26 protein-coding genes are annotated in these 16780 nt (G+C 28.6%); 22 read left to right on the forward strand and 4 right to left on the reverse strand.

Annotated elements, in window-relative coordinates:
- The first annotated feature begins 61 nt into the window (after positions 1 to 61).
- The 19 genes from IPK06_02275 (at position 62) to IPK06_02365 (ending at position 13249) form a co-directional block, all read left to right on the forward strand.
- Positions 62 to 652, forward strand: a complete 591-nt coding sequence (locus IPK06_02275) for a hypothetical protein (GenBank protein MBK7978840.1) — start codon at positions 62 to 64, stop codon at positions 650 to 652.
- Positions 624 to 932: a hypothetical protein gene (locus IPK06_02280; protein ID MBK7978841.1), complete on the forward strand. Its 309-nt coding sequence runs from the start codon at positions 624 to 626 to the stop codon at positions 930 to 932. The genes IPK06_02275 and IPK06_02280 overlap by 29 nt, the downstream gene beginning before the upstream one ends.
- Positions 923 to 1036, forward strand: coding sequence for a hypothetical protein (locus IPK06_02285; protein MBK7978842.1), 114 nt, complete (start codon positions 923 to 925; stop codon positions 1034 to 1036). The genes IPK06_02280 and IPK06_02285 overlap by 10 nt, the downstream gene beginning before the upstream one ends.
- An 11-nt stretch (positions 1037 to 1047) precedes the next feature.
- Complete coding sequence (locus IPK06_02290; GenBank protein MBK7978843.1) at positions 1048 to 1410, forward strand: polysaccharide biosynthesis C-terminal domain-containing protein; 363 nt, start codon at positions 1048 to 1050, stop codon at positions 1408 to 1410.
- A 382-nt stretch (positions 1411 to 1792) separates the two neighbouring features.
- Positions 1793 to 2455: a glycosyltransferase gene (locus IPK06_02295; protein ID MBK7978844.1), complete on the forward strand. Its 663-nt coding sequence runs from the start codon at positions 1793 to 1795 to the stop codon at positions 2453 to 2455.
- Positions 2456 to 2546: 91 nt separating this feature from the next.
- Entirely contained in the window at positions 2547 to 3428 is an 882-nt protein-coding gene (locus tag IPK06_02300; GenBank protein MBK7978845.1) for an NAD(P)-dependent oxidoreductase, read from the forward strand.
- 6 nt (positions 3429 to 3434) lie between these two features.
- Entirely contained in the window at positions 3435 to 3983 is a 549-nt protein-coding gene (locus IPK06_02305; GenBank protein MBK7978846.1) for a sugar transferase, read from the forward strand.
- Between the two features lie 230 nt (positions 3984 to 4213).
- The gene (locus IPK06_02310) at positions 4214 to 6112 is read left to right on the forward strand and encodes a hypothetical protein (protein MBK7978847.1); all 1899 of its coding nucleotides are present in this window, start codon (positions 4214 to 4216) and stop codon (positions 6110 to 6112) included.
- 287 nt (positions 6113 to 6399) lie between these two features.
- Positions 6400 to 7626, forward strand: coding sequence for a polysaccharide biosynthesis protein (locus tag IPK06_02315; protein MBK7978848.1), 1227 nt, complete (start codon positions 6400 to 6402; stop codon positions 7624 to 7626).
- Between the two features lie 5 nt (positions 7627 to 7631).
- Complete coding sequence (locus IPK06_02320) at positions 7632 to 8312, forward strand: polysaccharide biosynthesis protein (protein MBK7978849.1); 681 nt, start codon at positions 7632 to 7634, stop codon at positions 8310 to 8312.
- Positions 8313 to 8419: 107 nt separating this feature from the next.
- The gene (locus IPK06_02325) at positions 8420 to 8827 is read left to right on the forward strand and encodes a hypothetical protein (GenBank protein MBK7978850.1); all 408 of its coding nucleotides are present in this window, start codon (positions 8420 to 8422) and stop codon (positions 8825 to 8827) included.
- A gap of 67 nt (positions 8828 to 8894) precedes the next feature.
- Complete coding sequence (locus IPK06_02330; GenBank protein MBK7978851.1) at positions 8895 to 9041, forward strand: hypothetical protein; 147 nt, start codon at positions 8895 to 8897, stop codon at positions 9039 to 9041.
- A 25-nt stretch (positions 9042 to 9066) separates the two neighbouring features.
- Positions 9067 to 10290, forward strand: a complete 1224-nt coding sequence (locus IPK06_02335; protein MBK7978852.1) for a hypothetical protein — start codon at positions 9067 to 9069, stop codon at positions 10288 to 10290.
- Between the two features lie 118 nt (positions 10291 to 10408).
- On the forward strand, positions 10409 to 10852 hold the full coding sequence (locus tag IPK06_02340) for an SLBB domain-containing protein (GenBank protein MBK7978853.1): 444 nt from the start codon (positions 10409 to 10411) through the stop codon (positions 10850 to 10852).
- Between the two features lie 91 nt (positions 10853 to 10943).
- Complete coding sequence (locus IPK06_02345; protein ID MBK7978854.1) at positions 10944 to 11240, forward strand: hypothetical protein; 297 nt, start codon at positions 10944 to 10946, stop codon at positions 11238 to 11240.
- Between the two features lie 59 nt (positions 11241 to 11299).
- Positions 11300 to 12259, forward strand: coding sequence for a hypothetical protein (locus tag IPK06_02350; GenBank protein MBK7978855.1), 960 nt, complete (start codon positions 11300 to 11302; stop codon positions 12257 to 12259).
- On the forward strand, positions 12205 to 12459 hold the full coding sequence (locus IPK06_02355) for a hypothetical protein (GenBank protein MBK7978856.1): 255 nt from the start codon (positions 12205 to 12207) through the stop codon (positions 12457 to 12459). Before IPK06_02350 ends, IPK06_02355 begins: the two co-directional genes overlap by 55 nt.
- Before the next feature lie 172 nt (positions 12460 to 12631).
- A complete protein-coding gene (locus tag IPK06_02360; GenBank protein MBK7978857.1) occupies positions 12632 to 12886 on the forward strand; it encodes a hypothetical protein in 255 nt (84 codons plus the stop codon).
- 66 nt (positions 12887 to 12952) lie between these two features.
- Positions 12953 to 13249, forward strand: a complete 297-nt coding sequence (locus IPK06_02365; GenBank protein ID MBK7978858.1) for a hypothetical protein — start codon at positions 12953 to 12955, stop codon at positions 13247 to 13249.
- Between the two features lie 78 nt (positions 13250 to 13327).
- Here IPK06_02365 and IPK06_02370 read toward each other — a convergent pair whose 3' ends face one another.
- The 4 genes from IPK06_02370 to IPK06_02385 form a co-directional block, all read right to left on the reverse strand.
- Complete coding sequence (locus IPK06_02370; protein MBK7978859.1) at positions 13328 to 13516, reverse strand: hypothetical protein; 189 nt, start codon at positions 13514 to 13516, stop codon at positions 13328 to 13330.
- A gap of 417 nt (positions 13517 to 13933) precedes the next feature.
- On the reverse strand, positions 13934 to 14446 hold the full coding sequence (locus tag IPK06_02375) for a hypothetical protein (GenBank protein ID MBK7978860.1): 513 nt from the start codon (positions 14444 to 14446) through the stop codon (positions 13934 to 13936).
- Positions 14447 to 14646: 200 nt separating this feature from the next.
- Entirely contained in the window at positions 14647 to 14913 is a 267-nt protein-coding gene (locus tag IPK06_02380) for a hypothetical protein (protein ID MBK7978861.1), read from the reverse strand.
- Positions 14914 to 15109: 196 nt separating this feature from the next.
- Positions 15110 to 15367, reverse strand: a complete 258-nt coding sequence (locus tag IPK06_02385) for a hypothetical protein (protein MBK7978862.1) — start codon at positions 15365 to 15367, stop codon at positions 15110 to 15112.
- A 244-nt stretch (positions 15368 to 15611) separates the two neighbouring features.
- Between IPK06_02385 and IPK06_02390 the strand changes: the two genes are divergently transcribed.
- The 3 genes from IPK06_02390 to IPK06_02400 all read left to right on the forward strand — a co-directional run bounded on the left by IPK06_02390 (position 15612) and on the right by IPK06_02400 (position 16773).
- Entirely contained in the window at positions 15612 to 15809 is a 198-nt protein-coding gene (locus tag IPK06_02390; GenBank protein MBK7978863.1) for a hypothetical protein, read from the forward strand.
- A gap of 285 nt (positions 15810 to 16094) precedes the next feature.
- Positions 16095 to 16643, forward strand: coding sequence for a hypothetical protein (locus IPK06_02395; GenBank protein MBK7978864.1), 549 nt, complete (start codon positions 16095 to 16097; stop codon positions 16641 to 16643).
- Complete coding sequence (locus tag IPK06_02400; protein MBK7978865.1) at positions 16636 to 16773, forward strand: hypothetical protein; 138 nt, start codon at positions 16636 to 16638, stop codon at positions 16771 to 16773. Before IPK06_02395 ends, IPK06_02400 begins: the two co-directional genes overlap by 8 nt.
- Positions 16774 to 16780 lie beyond the last annotated feature (7 nt).

The following is a 16780-nucleotide window of genomic DNA, read 5'->3' on the forward strand; positions in this document are numbered from 1 at the left end:
TGATTGTAGTGTTACTTACAGTAAGTGGTAAAATTATAGCCTTTGGAAAAGATATCGTAATATCAGGTGTTTTGGATCTAATTATAAAACAGATGCATATTTCGTTGCAAATAGTGTCCCTTCACTTTTCTTTTTAGGATTTTATACTACAATTGCCTTTGTATTTTTACCATTGTATAATGAACGAAGGCTTTCAATTGGGAAAACTGAGGCAGATAAATTTGCAAACAATGTAATTACTTTTTATGCTATTATTTCTTTATTTTTATCTATAGTTGGTGTTGTTTTGGCTCCTAAAATAATTTCTTTGATTGCACCAGCTTTTGATTTTAGAACTAAAACTTTAGCTATTAACCTTACAAGAATTGTTTGTCTATCTTTTGTTTTTAATATTATAGTTGGAATCTTTTCATCTTTACAGTATGTAAATAAAAGATATTTTGGACAACAAGTCATACACTTAATAAATAACTTAATGGTGCTTCTATCAATACTTATTTTTGCAAAAGATTTAGGTATTTATATTATAGCAATAAGTGGTGTTCTTTCTTGGGTTATACAAATTCCAATTCAGAAATATATTTTTGTTAAAGATTTTAAATATAAAATTAATTTAAATTTTAATGATACTACTTTTAAAAAATGCAGATAATGATTTTCCTGTATTTTTAAGTATTGTTGTTGAACAACTTAACGTCATAATTGATACTTCATTAGGTTCTAGTTTAAATGAGGGTAATATCTCAGCTTTGAATTATGCAAACCGATTAATGAATTTTTCTTCAGGGATGTTTGTTTTGGTAATAAGTACAATAATGTATCCAATCTTTTCGGATCTTATTGTTAAAAAAGAAATAAGCCAATTAAAAATTGAAATAGCAAAAAACATTATTTATAAAAGGGTGAATTCAGTATTTCTAATGTGCTCTTAACTTCTGAAGTTTATATTGCCTATTCGATTTCTATGTTATTTTATGGTTTTAAAGAAATATTAAATAAAATATTTTATTCTTTTCAAGATAGTAAAAGCCCTTAATCTTGAGTGTAGTGTCAATTTTAATAAATATTGTTTTTAGTATAATATTAGTTCAACATTTCAGGGCAGTAGGATTAGCTTTAGGAACATCTATTTCCACCTTTTTTTTATTTTACTTTACAGTACTTTTTATTAGAAAGTTAGTCAACGGCAATTTTAATAATTTTTTAAATCTTATACTTAAAGTAATAATAGGCCTAATAGTAATGTTGTTTGTTTTTTATGTTAATGATTGGTTAGCATTAACAAATAATTACTATATTAATTTTTCTATTGGTTCGATTTCTGGATTTGGATTTTATATCTTTACATTAATTGTTCTTAAAAATGAAGAACTTACAATTATTTTAAATAAATTAAAAATACACTTTTAATTTTTCATAAAATCATATGCATATTGTTTTTATAGTTACTGAAGACTGGTATTTTGTTTCACATAGATTACCAATTGCAAAATTTTAATAGCAAATGGTTTTACTGTTACTTTAATTACAAAAGTTTCAAAATATAAATTATTATTAGAACAAAGCGGTTTTGAGTTAGTAAATATAAACTGGAATAGGAATGATAAAAATCCTTTTAGATTTGTAAGTAATATAATATTTATTAGAAGCGAACTAAAAAGAAACAAAATGTAATACTGCATAATGTTGCGTTAAAACCAATAGTATTTGGTTTTTTTTCCAGTTTATTTTTATCCAAAGTCGTAATTGTAATGCAATATCTGGTTTAGGCTACCTAACAACATCACATGGTTTGAAACAAAATCTAAAAGAGTACATTCTAAAATCTGGCTTAGGTATTTTACTAAAAAAGAAGTCTTATACAATTGTTCAAAATTCCTCAGATAATGAATTTCTTGTTGCAAATAAAATTACTAATCATGAACATATTTTTTTTATTAAAGGTGTAGGTGTTGCAGTTCAGCCGTCAAAAGAAATTTTGATAAAAAACAATTTTAATGTTCTTTTTGCCGGTCGAATGCTTTGGTCGAAAGGAGTAAAAGAAATCATTGAAACAGCAAAACTATTTGAACTGGATGGTAATAATTCCATTACATTTCTTTTAGCTGGAAAACCAGACGAACAAAACCCCGAAGCTATTCCGTTATCTTATCTCGAACAGTTAAAGAATAGCAAAAATATTTTATGGCTAGATCATGTTGAGGATATGACAAAAGTTTATCAAGATACCGATATTTTTCTTTTTCCGACCAAGTATGGAGAAGGTGTACCAAAAGCACTATTAGAAGCCGCATCATTTGGCATTCCAATAATTTGTTCTGATAATCCGGGTTGCAAAGAAGTTGTAAAAAATAATTATAATGGTATTGTATTAAAGAACTTAGGACCGCAAGAAATAAAAAACAATATTATTATGTTATGTAACGATATTGAAAAAGAAAATCTATGTCAGTAAATTCTCAGCTTCAAGTTAAAGCAGAATTTTCAGATCATATTATTTTCGATAAAATGCTGAAACTACATAATTCAATTAGTCCCATAATTAAATGAAAATACTTCTAGCCGGTCAGAACGGAATAATTGGTTCCTACCTATTCAACGAATTAAAGAGTCATTATCATTTGTTTGGTATTGGGAAAGGGGCACATATTTCCAATAATTATTGTGATTTAGATTTAACAGATATAAAGAGAGTTGAAAATTTTATAAATCAGCAAATTCATTTTGATGTATTGATATTTTTAGTTGGTTTAGCACATGACAAGGGCAGAAATCAAGATTATCCGGTGTTTGAAAAAATCAATTTTATAACATTGATTAACCTTCTTGAATCTATGAAGAAGTTAGATAAAGTTCCTGCAAAAATAATCTTTTCAAGTACAATTTCGGTTTACGGCGAAAAAATGGATCGAGATTTTTACTGTGAGGAAGATATTTTAAATCCAAATTCCCCATATGCAAAAACAAAAATACTAGCTGAAAATTATTTAAATAAAACATTTAGTAACAAAAGCTGGATATTGCGTTTTGCACCAGTATATTCAGAAAAATTTAAATTAAATATTACCCGCAGAACAACAATTAAAGGTAAAAATTACAAAGTTGGGAAAGGTGAAAACAAACTATCTTTGTTGAATATTAAAAATATATATTATGCTGTAAATCAAATACTAGAAGGCAAACTGCCAAGCGGAACATATAATATTGCTGATCAGAAAATTTATACTTTTAATGATTTACTGAATTATACAAATATCAAAACTCAAATTACTATTCCAAAGATAATACCTAAAACTGCTTACACTTTAGGTAAATTATTAAATAATATTTTTTTACAAGAAAACAGTATAAAACTGCTTACTGATAATATTTATTCTACTACAAAATTAGAAAAATATATAAAATTACCTTATTCACTTTCCGACTGATAAAGTATGCAGCGCATTATTGCATTATTGCTTTTACTTCTTTTATCTCCTTTATTTTTAATTATTACTCTTGCAATAGTTGTTGAGGATGGTTTTCCATATTTGTTTACTCAAAAAAGAGTGGGAATTAATTACACTTTTTTTACTATGTATAAATTTCGCACAATGAAAAAAAACACGCCAAATGTGGCGACACATCTTCTTAAAAATCCTGAGAAGTATCTACTTAAATTCGGTCACCTGTTAAGAAAATTAAGTCTGGATGAATTGCCAAATTTATTAAATATAATTAGAGGCGATATGGCTTTTGTCGGCCCTCGACCAGCACTCTATAATCAAGATGACTTAATGCAATTGAGGATAATTGCAGGTGTTGATAAATTATTGCCGGGTTTAACAGGATGGGCGCAAATAAATGGTAGGGATGAACTTTCTTTACCTGATAAGGTTGCGTTAGAAAAAGAATATTTAAGCAAAAAATCTTTCGGATTTGATCTAAAGATAATATTTTTGACATTTATCAGCGCCTTGTTTGGAAAAGGTGTAACTCATTAGTAAAACAGAATTCAAACCTTTTGTTTGTTTCCAAAATTATAGATGATGTTCACGAAAATCTTCAGGCCTGCAAGAAAGTTATCAAAGATTGTAAGTTTTTGGAACAGCAATAAAAGTTTCAAAAAAATTTATTTTAACTTTGTTATATGCATCATGTTAATATCTAATTATCAATCATCACTGAACTTGATTTGAGTTCTAAATGCTTTTCATAAATACATAAATAAAAAATGAAAATTAAGTCAATAAATATTATTAGGCTTTTAGCTTTTTATAAAAATTTTCTAAACTTCAGGAAAATATCAAGTTTAAATTTTGATATACCAAATCATTTTATCAATTCCGCTTTTTCACGTTTCCACTTCTTTACCTTTTCACATTTCAACTTTTTCTTTTTCATATTTCATATTTCACTTTTCACAGTAACTTTCTCCCAAGTAAACTATGAGCCGGCAACAAGCAGTGTTTATTCATTTCTTGAAAGAATGAGCGCTAAGGGAATAATTCAGACAAACGAAGAGATAATGCCTTACAGCAGAATGGAAATAGCCGGCAAGCTGCAGAGAATTTTTCAATATTCAAAAATGGGCATTTCAGTTTCACAAAACCTAAATGAAAAACAAAATGATAAGTCATTAAATACTAATTCAGTTGCTGATAATGACTCAAAAAATAAATCGCAAATAAGAGATAATTCAGTTAAGATTAGCGGAATGGAAGAAAATGAATTTATATTTTACATTAGAGAATATGCCGTTGAATTAGATAAACTTGGATTTGATTTAACTGATTATGAAGTAAAGCATAAATTGATTGATTTGAAAAATGATAATTTTGGATTTGATAAATACAACAGATTTAGAATTTTAAGTTACAGCAATGATAGTTTCGGATTATTCATCGATCCTATTCTTGGGTATTCATATAATTCATTCCGGAACGGAAGTTTATGGAGTTATTCAAACGGATTAAGGTTGTATGGGAATTTTGGAAATAATTTTGGCTTTGAGCTTCAGTTTTGTGATAATCATCCAAGAGGAGACAATTTAGATCGTTATCGCAAATTTACATCATTGACCGGTTATGAATTCAAAGTCGGTCAAACTAACGGTTTTGATTTTGATAGAATGAATGCCAATATAAATTATTCTTGGAGTTGGGGAAGCTTAACTCTCGGTAAAGATTTTAACTATTACGGCAGCGGTGAAAACGGTAAATTGATTTTATCCGATAAAGCGCCGTCTTTTCCATTCATTAAATTTGAGGCTCAACATTCCGATTGGTTTAGATTTTCTTACATTCATGGATATTTAAATTCGCAAATTATTGATTCATCCGATATAAGGATTGGTACTTCAAGAGATCATTATCCAAAAATTGAAAAATATTTTGTGACTCATATGTTTTCATTTACACCGCTGAGTAGTTTAAATATTTCACTTGGGGAATCTGTTATTTACAGTGACAGATTTGAGCCTATTTATTTAATTCCCGTAGCATTTTTCAGGCTCGCGGATCATTATTTAACTGATCCCGATGAAAGCGCGGGAAACGCGCAATTATTTGCTTCAATTTGGTATAAAAATTTTACATTAAAAACTAAATTTTATGGTTCTATATTTATTGATGAATTATCTGCCGGTAATTCTGATTATCCGCAGGCAGTTGCTTATAATTTAGGAATAAAATCTATTGATCCAATAATTCCGGAAAGTGAATTAATTTTAGAATATTCGAGGATAAATCCATTTGTATATTTTCACGTTGATAAAGCGCAGACTTACGCAAATTACGGTTATGAAATGGGACATTGGATTGGAAGCAACGCAGATCAAATTTATTTGTCTTTTAAGAAAAGAATTATACGCGGGCTAAACTTCAATTTGTATTATTCCGTTGTTAGAAAAGGTTCAGAGGAAAGTTTTGACGAATTAAGATATCAGGATTATCAAACGTTTTTATGGGGCGAGAAAAATCAAGTTGTTGAATATGGCTGTAATCTAAGTTATGAAATATTGCATAACTTCAATTTAAAATTTGATTATAAGAATATTGACGAAAAATTAAATAAAAAATTATTGTTATATGAAGGAAATTTAATTGCTTTTTCGATAGGGTATGGATTATAGAAGATTGATTATCCAAAACATAGTGATTAGAAATGAGTACAAAGAAATTTAAAATGAAGAGTTATAAAATTATTATTGGTAAATGAAACCCATGATTTTAAAAAAAAATATTAAAAATATTGGACAACTGGCGAATGTGGTCAAGTAAAGAGAATCAAAGGAAAGTATAATAAAATAAGTTAAATAAGAACCTAAGAATTTCGAAAATAGTATTGATTTTTGCCGTATTAATAATTTATTTTGTATATAATATTTCTATATTAAAAAGTTAAAAATTAAAACCAAAAATGCCATATAAAAACATAGCTCGTTTTACAAAACGTTTAAGAAACAGACATTTTTTCTTTATAGATTTATTTATTTGTCTAATTGCGCCGTATTTAACAGTTTTTATGCGATTGGACGGTAATATAGATTATTCCAAATACGGAAGCGCTATTCTTTTTGCTACAGTATTATTCTCCGTGTTAAAATTAACAATATTTTATTTTTTCGATCTATATAGAAGATTCTGGGCAACTGCCAGTATTGATGAACTTGCCAGACTTATTTATATTGGGGTTAATACGGTTTTAATCGAATCGATTTTGTTTGTTATTTTAAGAACATTTCATTCAATACCGCTTCATATTTTACCGTTTTCATTTCCGTTTATTGAAAGTACAATCGTAATCTTATTTGTTTCCTCGTCCAGATTCAGTATAAGGTTTTTTGAAAGAATAGACGAGAGAAAACTTGCAATGGAATCATACGGTACGTACGTTTTGATTATAGGCGCGGGCGGAGGCGGAGCATCGGTAGCTCAAGAAATGCAGAAAAACAATTATTTAAATATGACTCCTGTCGCATTTCTCGATGATGATCCTTCTAAACTTAAGTTAAGAATACGAGGCGTTCCGGTTGCAGGTAAAATAGATGAAATGGGCAAAATTGCGCGTAAATTTAGGATTAAAAAGGTTATTATAGCTATTCCTTCGGCTTCCGGAAAACAATTAAGAAGAATTTTAGATATTGCAAGCGAAAATAATTTAGAGACATTAACCGTTCCCGGAATTAATGAAATTCTAGGAGGAAAGGTCGACATTAGTAAATTAAGAAAAATTCAAATTCATGATCTTCTGAGAAGACTGCCTATAAAAACGGATATTCAAAAAGTGGAACATCTGCTAAATGATAAAGTAATTTTATTAACCGGTGCGGGCGGTTCAATTGGAAGTGAATTGTGCAGGCAAATACTTAAATGTCATCCTAAAGAGTTAGTGATTTTAGGGCATGGCGAAAATTCTATTTTTGAAATTGAAGAAGAACTTAAATTTTTGATAAATCAAAATAAAAGTAAAACGAAAATAATTAGTCGAATTGCCGATATTAAAGATGTAAATCGTCTTGAAGTAATTTTTAGAGAGTTTAAACCAAATGTTATTTTTCATGCAGCAGCGCATAAACATGTTCCGCTTATGGAAGAAAATCCATCAGAAGCTGTTTCAAATAATTTACTCGGCACAAAAATTTAGTTAATATGTCAATTAAATTTGAAACACAGAATTTTATTTTAATTTCTTCCGACAAAGCGGTTAATTCCACAAATTTAATGGGTGTATCAAAGCGAGTAGCCGAAATGATTGTGCTTAAAGCGGCTGTTGACCATAATAAAAACTTTAAGGCTGTTCGTTTTGGCAATGTTTTAGGCAGCAGAGGAAGTGTAATTAAAACTTTTCAAAAACAGCTTGAAAGAGGTGGACCTTTAACTATCACGCATCCCGAAATTACTAGATATTTTATGACGATACCGGAAGCGGTTCAGTTAGTGCTGCAGGCATCGGTTTTAGGTAATGGAGGAGAAATTTTTGTGCTAGATATGGGAGAACCTGTTAAAATATTGGATTTAGCAAAAGATGTAATTAGATTAGCCGGATTGGAAGAAGGTGTAGATGTTGATATTGAATTCACCGGATTAAGGCCAGGCGAAAAAATGTTCGAAGAATTATTTAAAGACGGTGAAGAATATATTAGGACGGAGCATGAAAAAATTATGTTTGCTAAAAATTCTAGCGAATTTATCCCTTCTGATCTTGAGGCAAGACTTGACACTCTAATTTCTAATTGTAATAATTATTCTTCAGAAGAAATAATTAAATCCTTTTCCGAACTTGTGCCGGAATTTTCACATCAAAGTTTAATTGCTGAACGAGTACTATAAACTAAAATTTTACAAAATTTATTTTATCTTTATATTTTAATATTTAATAACTGAATTATACTAATTATTAAATCAATTAAAAATTATCACAATTAAAACGGGAAATAATGAGAAATCTAAAACTTCTTTTTAACATAATTGCATTTGTATTTTTCTCTACATACGTTACCGCACAAGTATCCAGCATTAACTTAGATAGCAAAATATATCCGTACTTGTCTAAGCTTGCTCAGAAGGGTATTATCAAATATGATGATTTGGTAAAACCAATTTCGCGAAAATATGCGGCGGAAAAATTGATTGAAGCTCGTTATAATGTTAATAAACTCACATCGCTTCAGAAAGATGAGCTGGAGTTTTATGAGTCTGAATTCGGTTATGAAATTAATCAAATTAAAATTCGTTTATCTAAAGCTAATGGACTTGTTTCTTCAAATAATATAAATTCAATTGACGATAAAAAGTCCATCGATTCAACCGCTGAAAATATGCAAAGAAAGGGATTTGCTGGATAAGAGCTGGGAATTTGAAGTTAGAACTCGTGATGGAAATATTTAAGAAAGTAATTTCAGTAAAGGTAATTTGACATTTTTTTCGAAAGATGATTATAATAGATTTAGAGCTTTAAGTTATGAAAATAATTTAATGAAATTGAATGTTAGTCCGCTTCTAGGTTACGAAAAGGTGAGTGGGAAAAAACAACTTATAATAATTTGTTCGCCGGTATAAAATTTAATGGTGAATTTGGTAATTTTTGGGATTCAATTTTGAGTTAAAACATACTAGACAAACTCCCGGACACATAAATAAATTTTATAACTACTTTTCAAATAAACCCGCAATTGATTTATTATTCGCAGATAACGTAAGATTGGAATATCCAACTGTAAATGCTGATTTAGGTATAAGTTGGGCTTGGGGTTCATTTGCTTTTGGTAAAAATTCTTTAAACTGGGGTTACGGCGAAAACGGTAAAATTGTTTTGTCAAATAGAGCACCTTCGTTTCCTTATATTAAATTAAATATAAAACCAACTGATTGGTTTAGGTTTGATTATATTCATGCTTGGCTTAATTCGAATGTAATTGATTCAAATTCATTTTACGCTAGCTGGCGCTATAGAGAAAATCAAAATACTGATAGGTTTAGCTTTAAATCGAAATTTATCGCGCTACATTCAGCTACTTTTTTACCATTGGAAAATTTGGAAGTATCATTAGGTGAATCCGTTGTTTATGCCGATAATCTGCAAGTAATTTATTTAATTCCATTTATGTTTTTTGATTTGGGTGATGAATATTTAATGAGAAATAATAATTATGCGGGATCGAGCACTCAGTTGTTTTTGTCCGCGAGTTCAAGAAACCATATTCCACATACTCATTTGTATTCAAATTTTCATGCCGATGAATTAACTCCAGATGGACTTTTTGACCCAAAGACTCAATATTATAAAATGGCTTTTACATTCGGGGCAAATGTAGTTGATTTACCGTTTACTAACCTTGGAACCACAATTGAATATACCAAAGTTTATCCTGGAGAATACAGACATTTTATTCCAACACTTACTTATGAAAGCTCATCGATTTTACTTGGTCATTGGATAGGTGATAATGCAGATATGATTTATTTTGCTTTGGATTATATATTTATAAGAGGATTGAAAGCAAAGGTGTGGACACAATATATAAGAAAAGGAACAGAAGCAATTGGAAACAGAGCTTATAAAGTAACAATTCCGCAACCTCATTTTCTTTTTACTGATAATATTATTGATAGGAAAAACTATAGATATTATGGAATTGAAATTGAATATGAAATAACTCATGAATTATTTGTTAAAACACATTTTCAGTATTTGGATTTTCAGCAACGGATACAATATGGAAAATATAAATCAATTTTATATCGTGATTTTTCTTTTCTTTTTTTGGTTATGGAATTTAATGGATTCAAAAAGAGACAATTGAATTAAAATAAAACAGATTTACACAATTTTATACATCTTTTTTATAAAAAATTATTATCTTTTCAAGTACATTATTCCAAAATATTAAAATAATTTAACTCTAACTTATTATAGAAGTGATATTATGATAAAAGTAATTATAAAGTGTTTTGTCTTATCTTTATTTTTTTATAACATTAATTTTGCCCAAGGAGATTATGAGTTAGGTACGCAATGGTCAGAACGAGCAAAACGGAATATTTATGGCGGTTTCTATGATTATTCTGATCCTGAAGCTTTAAATATTAGTGTTTCAGTTTGGGGTTTTGTTAAATATCCAGGAAGATATATGGTTCCTGATTATACAAAAATGATTGACTTATTATCTTTTGTGGGCGGACCAACAGACGATTCAAACTTGGATGAGTTGAGAATTTACAGAATTGAAAATAATAAAGAAGTAATGATTCCATTTGATTATAATGATTTAATGTGGAAAGATGAATTAGATGGAAAATATAAAAAAGTACCTACGCTAAAACCAAGTGATATATTGGTTGTACCAGGTGAACCAAGGCTGTATTTTTAGACTGGTTCAGCATTGGGTTGTCATTGTTTTCTGCTCTAATTTCTTTAACCATTTTAGTACTTACGATACAAAAAATTAAAACAGAGACAACTTGGGGTTGCAATATAATAATTCCGGTAATAATGATACAAATCACTTAAAAGATTTATTTCCGGATGAAGAAACACACAAGTTAAAAGATTATGTCAACATAATCAGAAACCATCTTGTTAGTGTTATGATTATTTCACTTACTATCTTAGTATTGTCTATTATTTATGCCGCAACCGCAACAGATATTTATAAAGCAAATACTGTTTTGAAAATTTCCGAGCCAAAAGGAAGTATTCTTGATGCTTCTTCTTTTCTACCGGAGTTTGGAGGAGAAATCAAGCTGATAGATTCATAGCAAATGAAATTGAAACTATAAAAAATATAACTATAACGGAACAAGTCGCAACCGAAATTATGGACTCTTTTATTACTTCCAAAAACAATGAAATGTTTTCTTTGGTAGTTGATAAAAATTATTTCAGTGATAAGAAAAAAGGTTTAAAATCATATGATAATATTTTAAAGGTTCTTGAAGATAAAGTTTCGGTAGAACAGAAAAGAGGTTTGGATTTTATTGAAATCTCAGTTGAATCTCCTTCACCATATGAAGCCTCACTCATAGCTAACACATATACAAAAGTTTATAGAGAATTTAACTTATTGGATAATAGGAAACAGGTATCAAAAGTTAAAGAATTTTTATTTAGTCAGAGAAATGAAAAGTTAGAGCAATTAATTCAATCTGAAGATAATTTAACAAATTATCAAAGGAAAGGCGGAGTTGTAGAACTAGGGGAACAAGCAAAGGCTCTTATTGAAACTATTACAGATCTTGAAACAAAGGTAAACTCATCGCAGGTTGAACTTTCAATCGCAAAAGAAAACTTAAATCAATACAAAGATGAGCTAAAGAAAAAGGATCCTACTATTTCCGAATACTTGGAAAATAAAACCGCTGAGCCATATTTAGCAAGATTGCAAGAGCAAATAGCGGAAGTAGAAACTCAAAAAGATATTGCGATGGCAAATTCATCCAAAAATGCTGGCTCAAACAAAGAATTAATAAAACAGTACGATGATAAGTTGGCAGATTTAAAAAAGAAGTTGAAAGAAAGCATGCAGGAATATAAAGCAACAATTCTTGCCGCGAGCCCTGAAGAAATAAAATCACTGACTCAAAAAATATTTGAAGAACAAATTAAATTCCAGGCTCATGAAGCCTCATATAATAAATTAAAAGGTTTCCTTAACGGTTATGAAAAAGATTTGAATCACTTCCAGAAAAGACAATCGGTCTTGCCAGATACCAAAGAGAACAAATGGCAAACGAAAAATTATATCTTTTATTGGAGGAAAAGTACCAGGAAGCTTTAATTAATAGACAGTCTACTACAGGATCTGTTTTAGTATTAAATTTTGCAAGAACTCCGAAAGAGCCTTCTAAACCAAATCGAAAATTAATAGTTCTTATAGGCTTGGTTTTAGGTTTGGGACTTGCGGTAGGATATGCACTCATTCTTAATTATTTTGATAGAAGAATAAAAACCCTGAGGATATTGAGGACAGAAATATAAATTTAATTGGCTGGGTTCCTAGAGTAAAAACAATAAGTGGAAACAAATAAAAAAGGAAAAGAATTTATAATTTCGGATAATGCGGATTCTGTTGCCAGTGAAGCTTTTAAGGCTATTAGAACGAGAATTCGGTATTCTATGATAGATGGAGAAGCAAAGTCAATAGTACTTCATCGGCCCTGGTGAAGGAAAATCGACAATTGCGGTAAATTTAGCAGGTAGTTTTGCGTTAGCTAATAAAAGAACAGTAATTTTAGACTGTGATTTAAGAAAACCCAGAGTCCACAGTATCTTTAATGAAAAGCGTTTTCCCGGATTTACTGATTATTTTATTGGACGCGCTTCATTTGAAGAGATTGAAAGAAAAACAATAGTTGAAAATCTTTCAATGATTACAGCTGGAACAATTCACTCCCAATCCCTCTGAAATCTTAGATTCTCGTGGAATGAAATCTTTTATGAAAAACTTTCAAATGAATTTGATATTATAATTGTGGATTCACCTCCAATTCTTACCGTTACAGATGCTGAAATCCTTTCAAAACTAGTTGATGAAACAATTTTGGTCGTATCGGCAAATAGCACCGATTCCGATTTAATGACTAAAGCAGTATCTCTGTTAAAATCTGGGCAAGAAAGTTCGTTTATTGGAGCGCTTCTTAATAATTTTGAACTGCAGAACAGTTACGGATCATATTATAAATATGCTTATATTTATGCTAGAAACGGTCAAAATCAGAATGGAAAATCAAAAGTTAAATCTAAGTCAGAACTTGAAAAACCCAAATAGTGAAAAGATTTTTTAGAAAAAGGTGATTTGAAATCACTTTTTTGTTTTAAATGTATAGGTTGTATTATATAAAAATTTTTATGCTAATAAAGTAAATGATACTAAAATTAGTACAATATAAAGTGAGCCCAATCCAATAAGCTTTAATTTTCTTTTCTTTATCTCATCTTTGATGTGTTGTTCCTCTTCAAATAAAGTGTTGCTTATATAATCATTGTTACTATCGTTAATTAAAATTCTTGAATAAGATAATTTTGTTCTGTCCAAAATGAATCTCTCCTCTAATTAAGATTTATCATCAGTTAGCATTTTTAGCAATTTTTCATTGTTCCGTGGAAACCTTTTATATGCAAAATTCACCAAAAGAAATAATACTAATAGTATTGTAAAGAATGTTAAATTAAAATTTTCCATTTTGTATCCTTGAATGTCAACAAATTATCGAGTCTTTTTCAACTTTAGTTTAGAATAAATATCAAAATAATGAATTAAAATTACAAAAAAAATAACTTATTGCAAATAAATAAGTTAACTAATTAATATAAAGTAAGTTTATAAATGGAATTCATAATTCATTATTAAATAGAAATTATAAGTACAAAGATATTTATAAAAAGAGGTAAATGATAATACGAGTGTCAAGTAAAATATGATTAAAATTTAAAATAGCAAAATATTTAGGAACTATTTAATTCCCTCAAGTATTCTGTTTTTAAAATTCTTAAATAAACAGTTCATTATGGAATGGTAATCCGAATAAAATTGCTCAGAAGTTAATGATTCTTTTCTATTTTTTAGATAATCAAACAAACTCCCGCTTATCCCGCCATTCAACATATCTTTTGAAATATCCCGGAAGGAAGCCATTATTAGTTCCGCATCTTTTTTTGTTAATTTTGAATTTGGGATATAAAATGTATTTATTCTATTTTGCAGACTGGAAAGTTCATTTTTCAAAATATCCTCATAAACAAATGCATTATTGATATATGAATATTCGTTGATTGATATTTGACGACTGCTTAAATGAAACTCTTTTACGCGTTTAACCAATAAATTAAGTGGAATTGCCGGGAAATATTCTGTTTTTGTTTTTATGTGATCCAGTAGTTTTTCAAATAATACAATCTGCTTGAATCCGAAAAATTCAACTGGGATTTTGCTGAAATCTTCAAATTTTATAAGATTGCCGGGCAATTCTTTTACATTTTCTTCAACAACGTAAACTGTTCCAAAATAACGTATTTTCTTAATATTATTTTTGGAGATACAAAAATTCAGAGTTTTAATTATCTTTTCAAAAAAAGGATCTTTTTCTTTGAGTAGTTTTGTTATTGTCTGATCTGCTCTTTTCCAAATTAATTTTGAAATAAAAAATTGTGCGTCTATTTCATTTTTTATTTCTTCATCCCAAGTAAGGATTGATTTTTTAATTCCAAGAATGCCTTCATTGTTTTTACCACCAAAGGAATTATTGAGTCAATTGCCAAATCGCTAATTGATTCTTCCGAAAATAAATTGCTGTTAATTCTTGTTTTGTAATTATTTCTTAGAAATGAAATAGCAGTTTTTATACAGTAATCTATTAACTGACTTACGTCTTTATTTGTAAAAGTATCGTTTTTAATTCTTGTTATAATAAAATAAAGATTACATTCTTTCATCAAAAAATCTACTTTAATATCGAATCAATAAAAGTAGCTCAAAATAATAAATATATAAAATTTAAATTGTGATAAACATAATTTGTAGTATTAAATTTTATGCTTTATCTTAGTTGTAAAAAATATTAGAATTAAACAATCCCTATTCATTCAGAATAAAATTAGAACAAAGCAAGTAAAAATTATCATAAACAAATTAGCAATCAGGAAGTTCTAATAATTTATTTGCTATTAATTTAGAGTCGGTTGTTAGAAATTTTCTATTGTTTATTTTAATTATTTTAATCTCAATTTCAGTATTATTCTCAGACTCTATATAGTAATAGTAAAGTCCCGTTTCAATTTCTTCAATTATATCATCTTTATATTTGGGATTCCAATATTCAAATGGATTTCCCAGGATCGTGATATCGTTTTTCTCTTTACGGCTTCTAATAACTCGTCTTTTTATCATTTTAAAATATTATTTTTACAAAGATAATTAGCGGAATTTGAAAAAAAATCAGTACTATTACTTATACTGAAAAAAATGAAGAAATGTTATTATTAAGCAATAATTAAACAATAACTGATAAAAATATTTAAGTACTTATACTTACTTTTTTTAAAATGGAACCAACAGATATATTCGGAGTTTTTTTTCGGCGGAAAACCCGCTTATCTACGGGTTAACTATAATTGTTTTATTAATAATTATTTTGTTTCTTATAAAAAAAGAATATATAAGTCCGCTGCGAAAGAAAAAAGCCGAATTGGAATTGAAAAATTTAAAACTTTCAGCTTTATTTGCCGAAGTTGATCCGGATCCGGTAATAAGAATAGATGAAAACAATTTAATAATTGAACTTAATAATTCTGCAGTTAAGGAATTCGGTCCAAATATTTTAAAACAATAATGTATTCGGAATTTTGAAAACTATAGTTATTTACCGAATTCGGACAATCCAATTGAAATTTCATTTAATAATAAATATTACAGTGCCGTAACAAAAAAAATAGAAAATTTCTGCTTCAGTCATATTTATCTTAGGGATATTACTCAAAGAATTGAATATGAAAAACTGATAAAACTTAATCAGGAAAGTTTAAAGCAACTAAAGAAAAAAATAGAAACGGTTAATGAAGACGAAAAGGAAAAATTAGGTAAAGAACTTCATGATAGTGCGGGTCAGAATCTTTTATTGCTGAAAATAAGTTTACAAAATTTAAAAAACAGCGATTATCATAAGGCAGATATTGACAATTTAGTAAAATCTGTTGACGAATTGATATATGAAATTAGAGATATATCACACCAATTAAGACCAAGAATACTTAATGAATTTGGTTTGGTTGCGGCGTTAAAATCAATTATTGATACGATAAATAATCAAAATAATTTAAAAGGTTATCTTACTACTAATTATGTTATGGGAACGTTAAGTAAAGAATATGAATTAAATATTTACAGAATTTGTCAGGAAAGTATCAGTAATATAATCAAGCATGCTAAATGTTCTGAATTTTTTATTCAGTTTTTAAGTGATGAAAATCAGCTAAAATTAGTAATTTCCGATGATGGAATAGGATTTAATGTCAGCGAATATTTGAGCGAAGGTAGATCTTCATTGGGATTACTGAATATTAGAGAAAGAGCAGAAAATTATAACGGTACAATGAACATAATTTCAGCTCCCGATGAAGGGACAACAATTTTTATCAAATTTGAGATGGAAAAAATTCATGGTTAGAGTTCTAATTGCAGACGATCATAATTTGTTTAGAGAAGGAATAAGAAGTTTACTAAAAGATTCCCTAGAAATTGTAATTGTGGGTGAAGCTGAAGACGGTAGAGCTTTAGAAAAAAATTCTTTGAATTAAAGCCCGA

Source organism: Ignavibacteriota bacterium, from assembly GCA_016713565.1.
In the GTDB taxonomy this organism is placed as follows: Bacteria; Bacteroidota; Ignavibacteria; order Ignavibacteriales; family Melioribacteraceae.

Bases quoted from the DNA above. Each gene is read 5' to 3' on its own strand.
- IPK06_02280 (MBK7978841.1), top strand. From the start codon at position 624: ATGATACTACTTTTAAAAAATGCAGATAATGATTTTCCTGTATTTTTA.
- IPK06_02300 (MBK7978845.1), top strand. From the start codon at position 2,547: ATGAAAATACTTCTAGCCGGTCAGAACGGAATAATTGGTTCCTACCTA.
- IPK06_02305 (MBK7978846.1), top strand. From the start codon at position 3,435: ATGCAGCGCATTATTGCATTATTGCTTTTACTTCTTTTATCTCCTTTA.
- IPK06_02310 (MBK7978847.1), top strand. From the start codon at position 4,214: ATGAAAATTAAGTCAATAAATATTATTAGGCTTTTAGCTTTTTATAAA.
- IPK06_02315 (MBK7978848.1), top strand. From the start codon at position 6,400: ATGCCATATAAAAACATAGCTCGTTTTACAAAACGTTTAAGAAACAGA.
- IPK06_02320 (MBK7978849.1), top strand. From the start codon at position 7,632: ATGTCAATTAAATTTGAAACACAGAATTTTATTTTAATTTCTTCCGAC.
- IPK06_02325 (MBK7978850.1), top strand. From the start codon at position 8,420: ATGAGAAATCTAAAACTTCTTTTTAACATAATTGCATTTGTATTTTTC.
- IPK06_02340 (MBK7978853.1), top strand. From the start codon at position 10,409: ATGATAAAAGTAATTATAAAGTGTTTTGTCTTATCTTTATTTTTTTAT.
- IPK06_02350 (MBK7978855.1), top strand. From the start codon at position 11,300: ATGGACTCTTTTATTACTTCCAAAAACAATGAAATGTTTTCTTTGGTA.
- IPK06_02355 (MBK7978856.1), top strand. From the start codon at position 12,205: ATGGCAAACGAAAAATTATATCTTTTATTGGAGGAAAAGTACCAGGAA.
- IPK06_02380 (MBK7978861.1), bottom strand. From the start codon at position 14,913: ATGAAAGAATGTAATCTTTATTTTATTATAACAAGAATTAAAAACGAT.
- IPK06_02385 (MBK7978862.1), bottom strand. From the start codon at position 15,367: ATGATAAAAAGACGAGTTATTAGAAGCCGTAAAGAGAAAAACGATATC.
- IPK06_02400 (MBK7978865.1), top strand. From the start codon at position 16,636: ATGGTTAGAGTTCTAATTGCAGACGATCATAATTTGTTTAGAGAAGGA.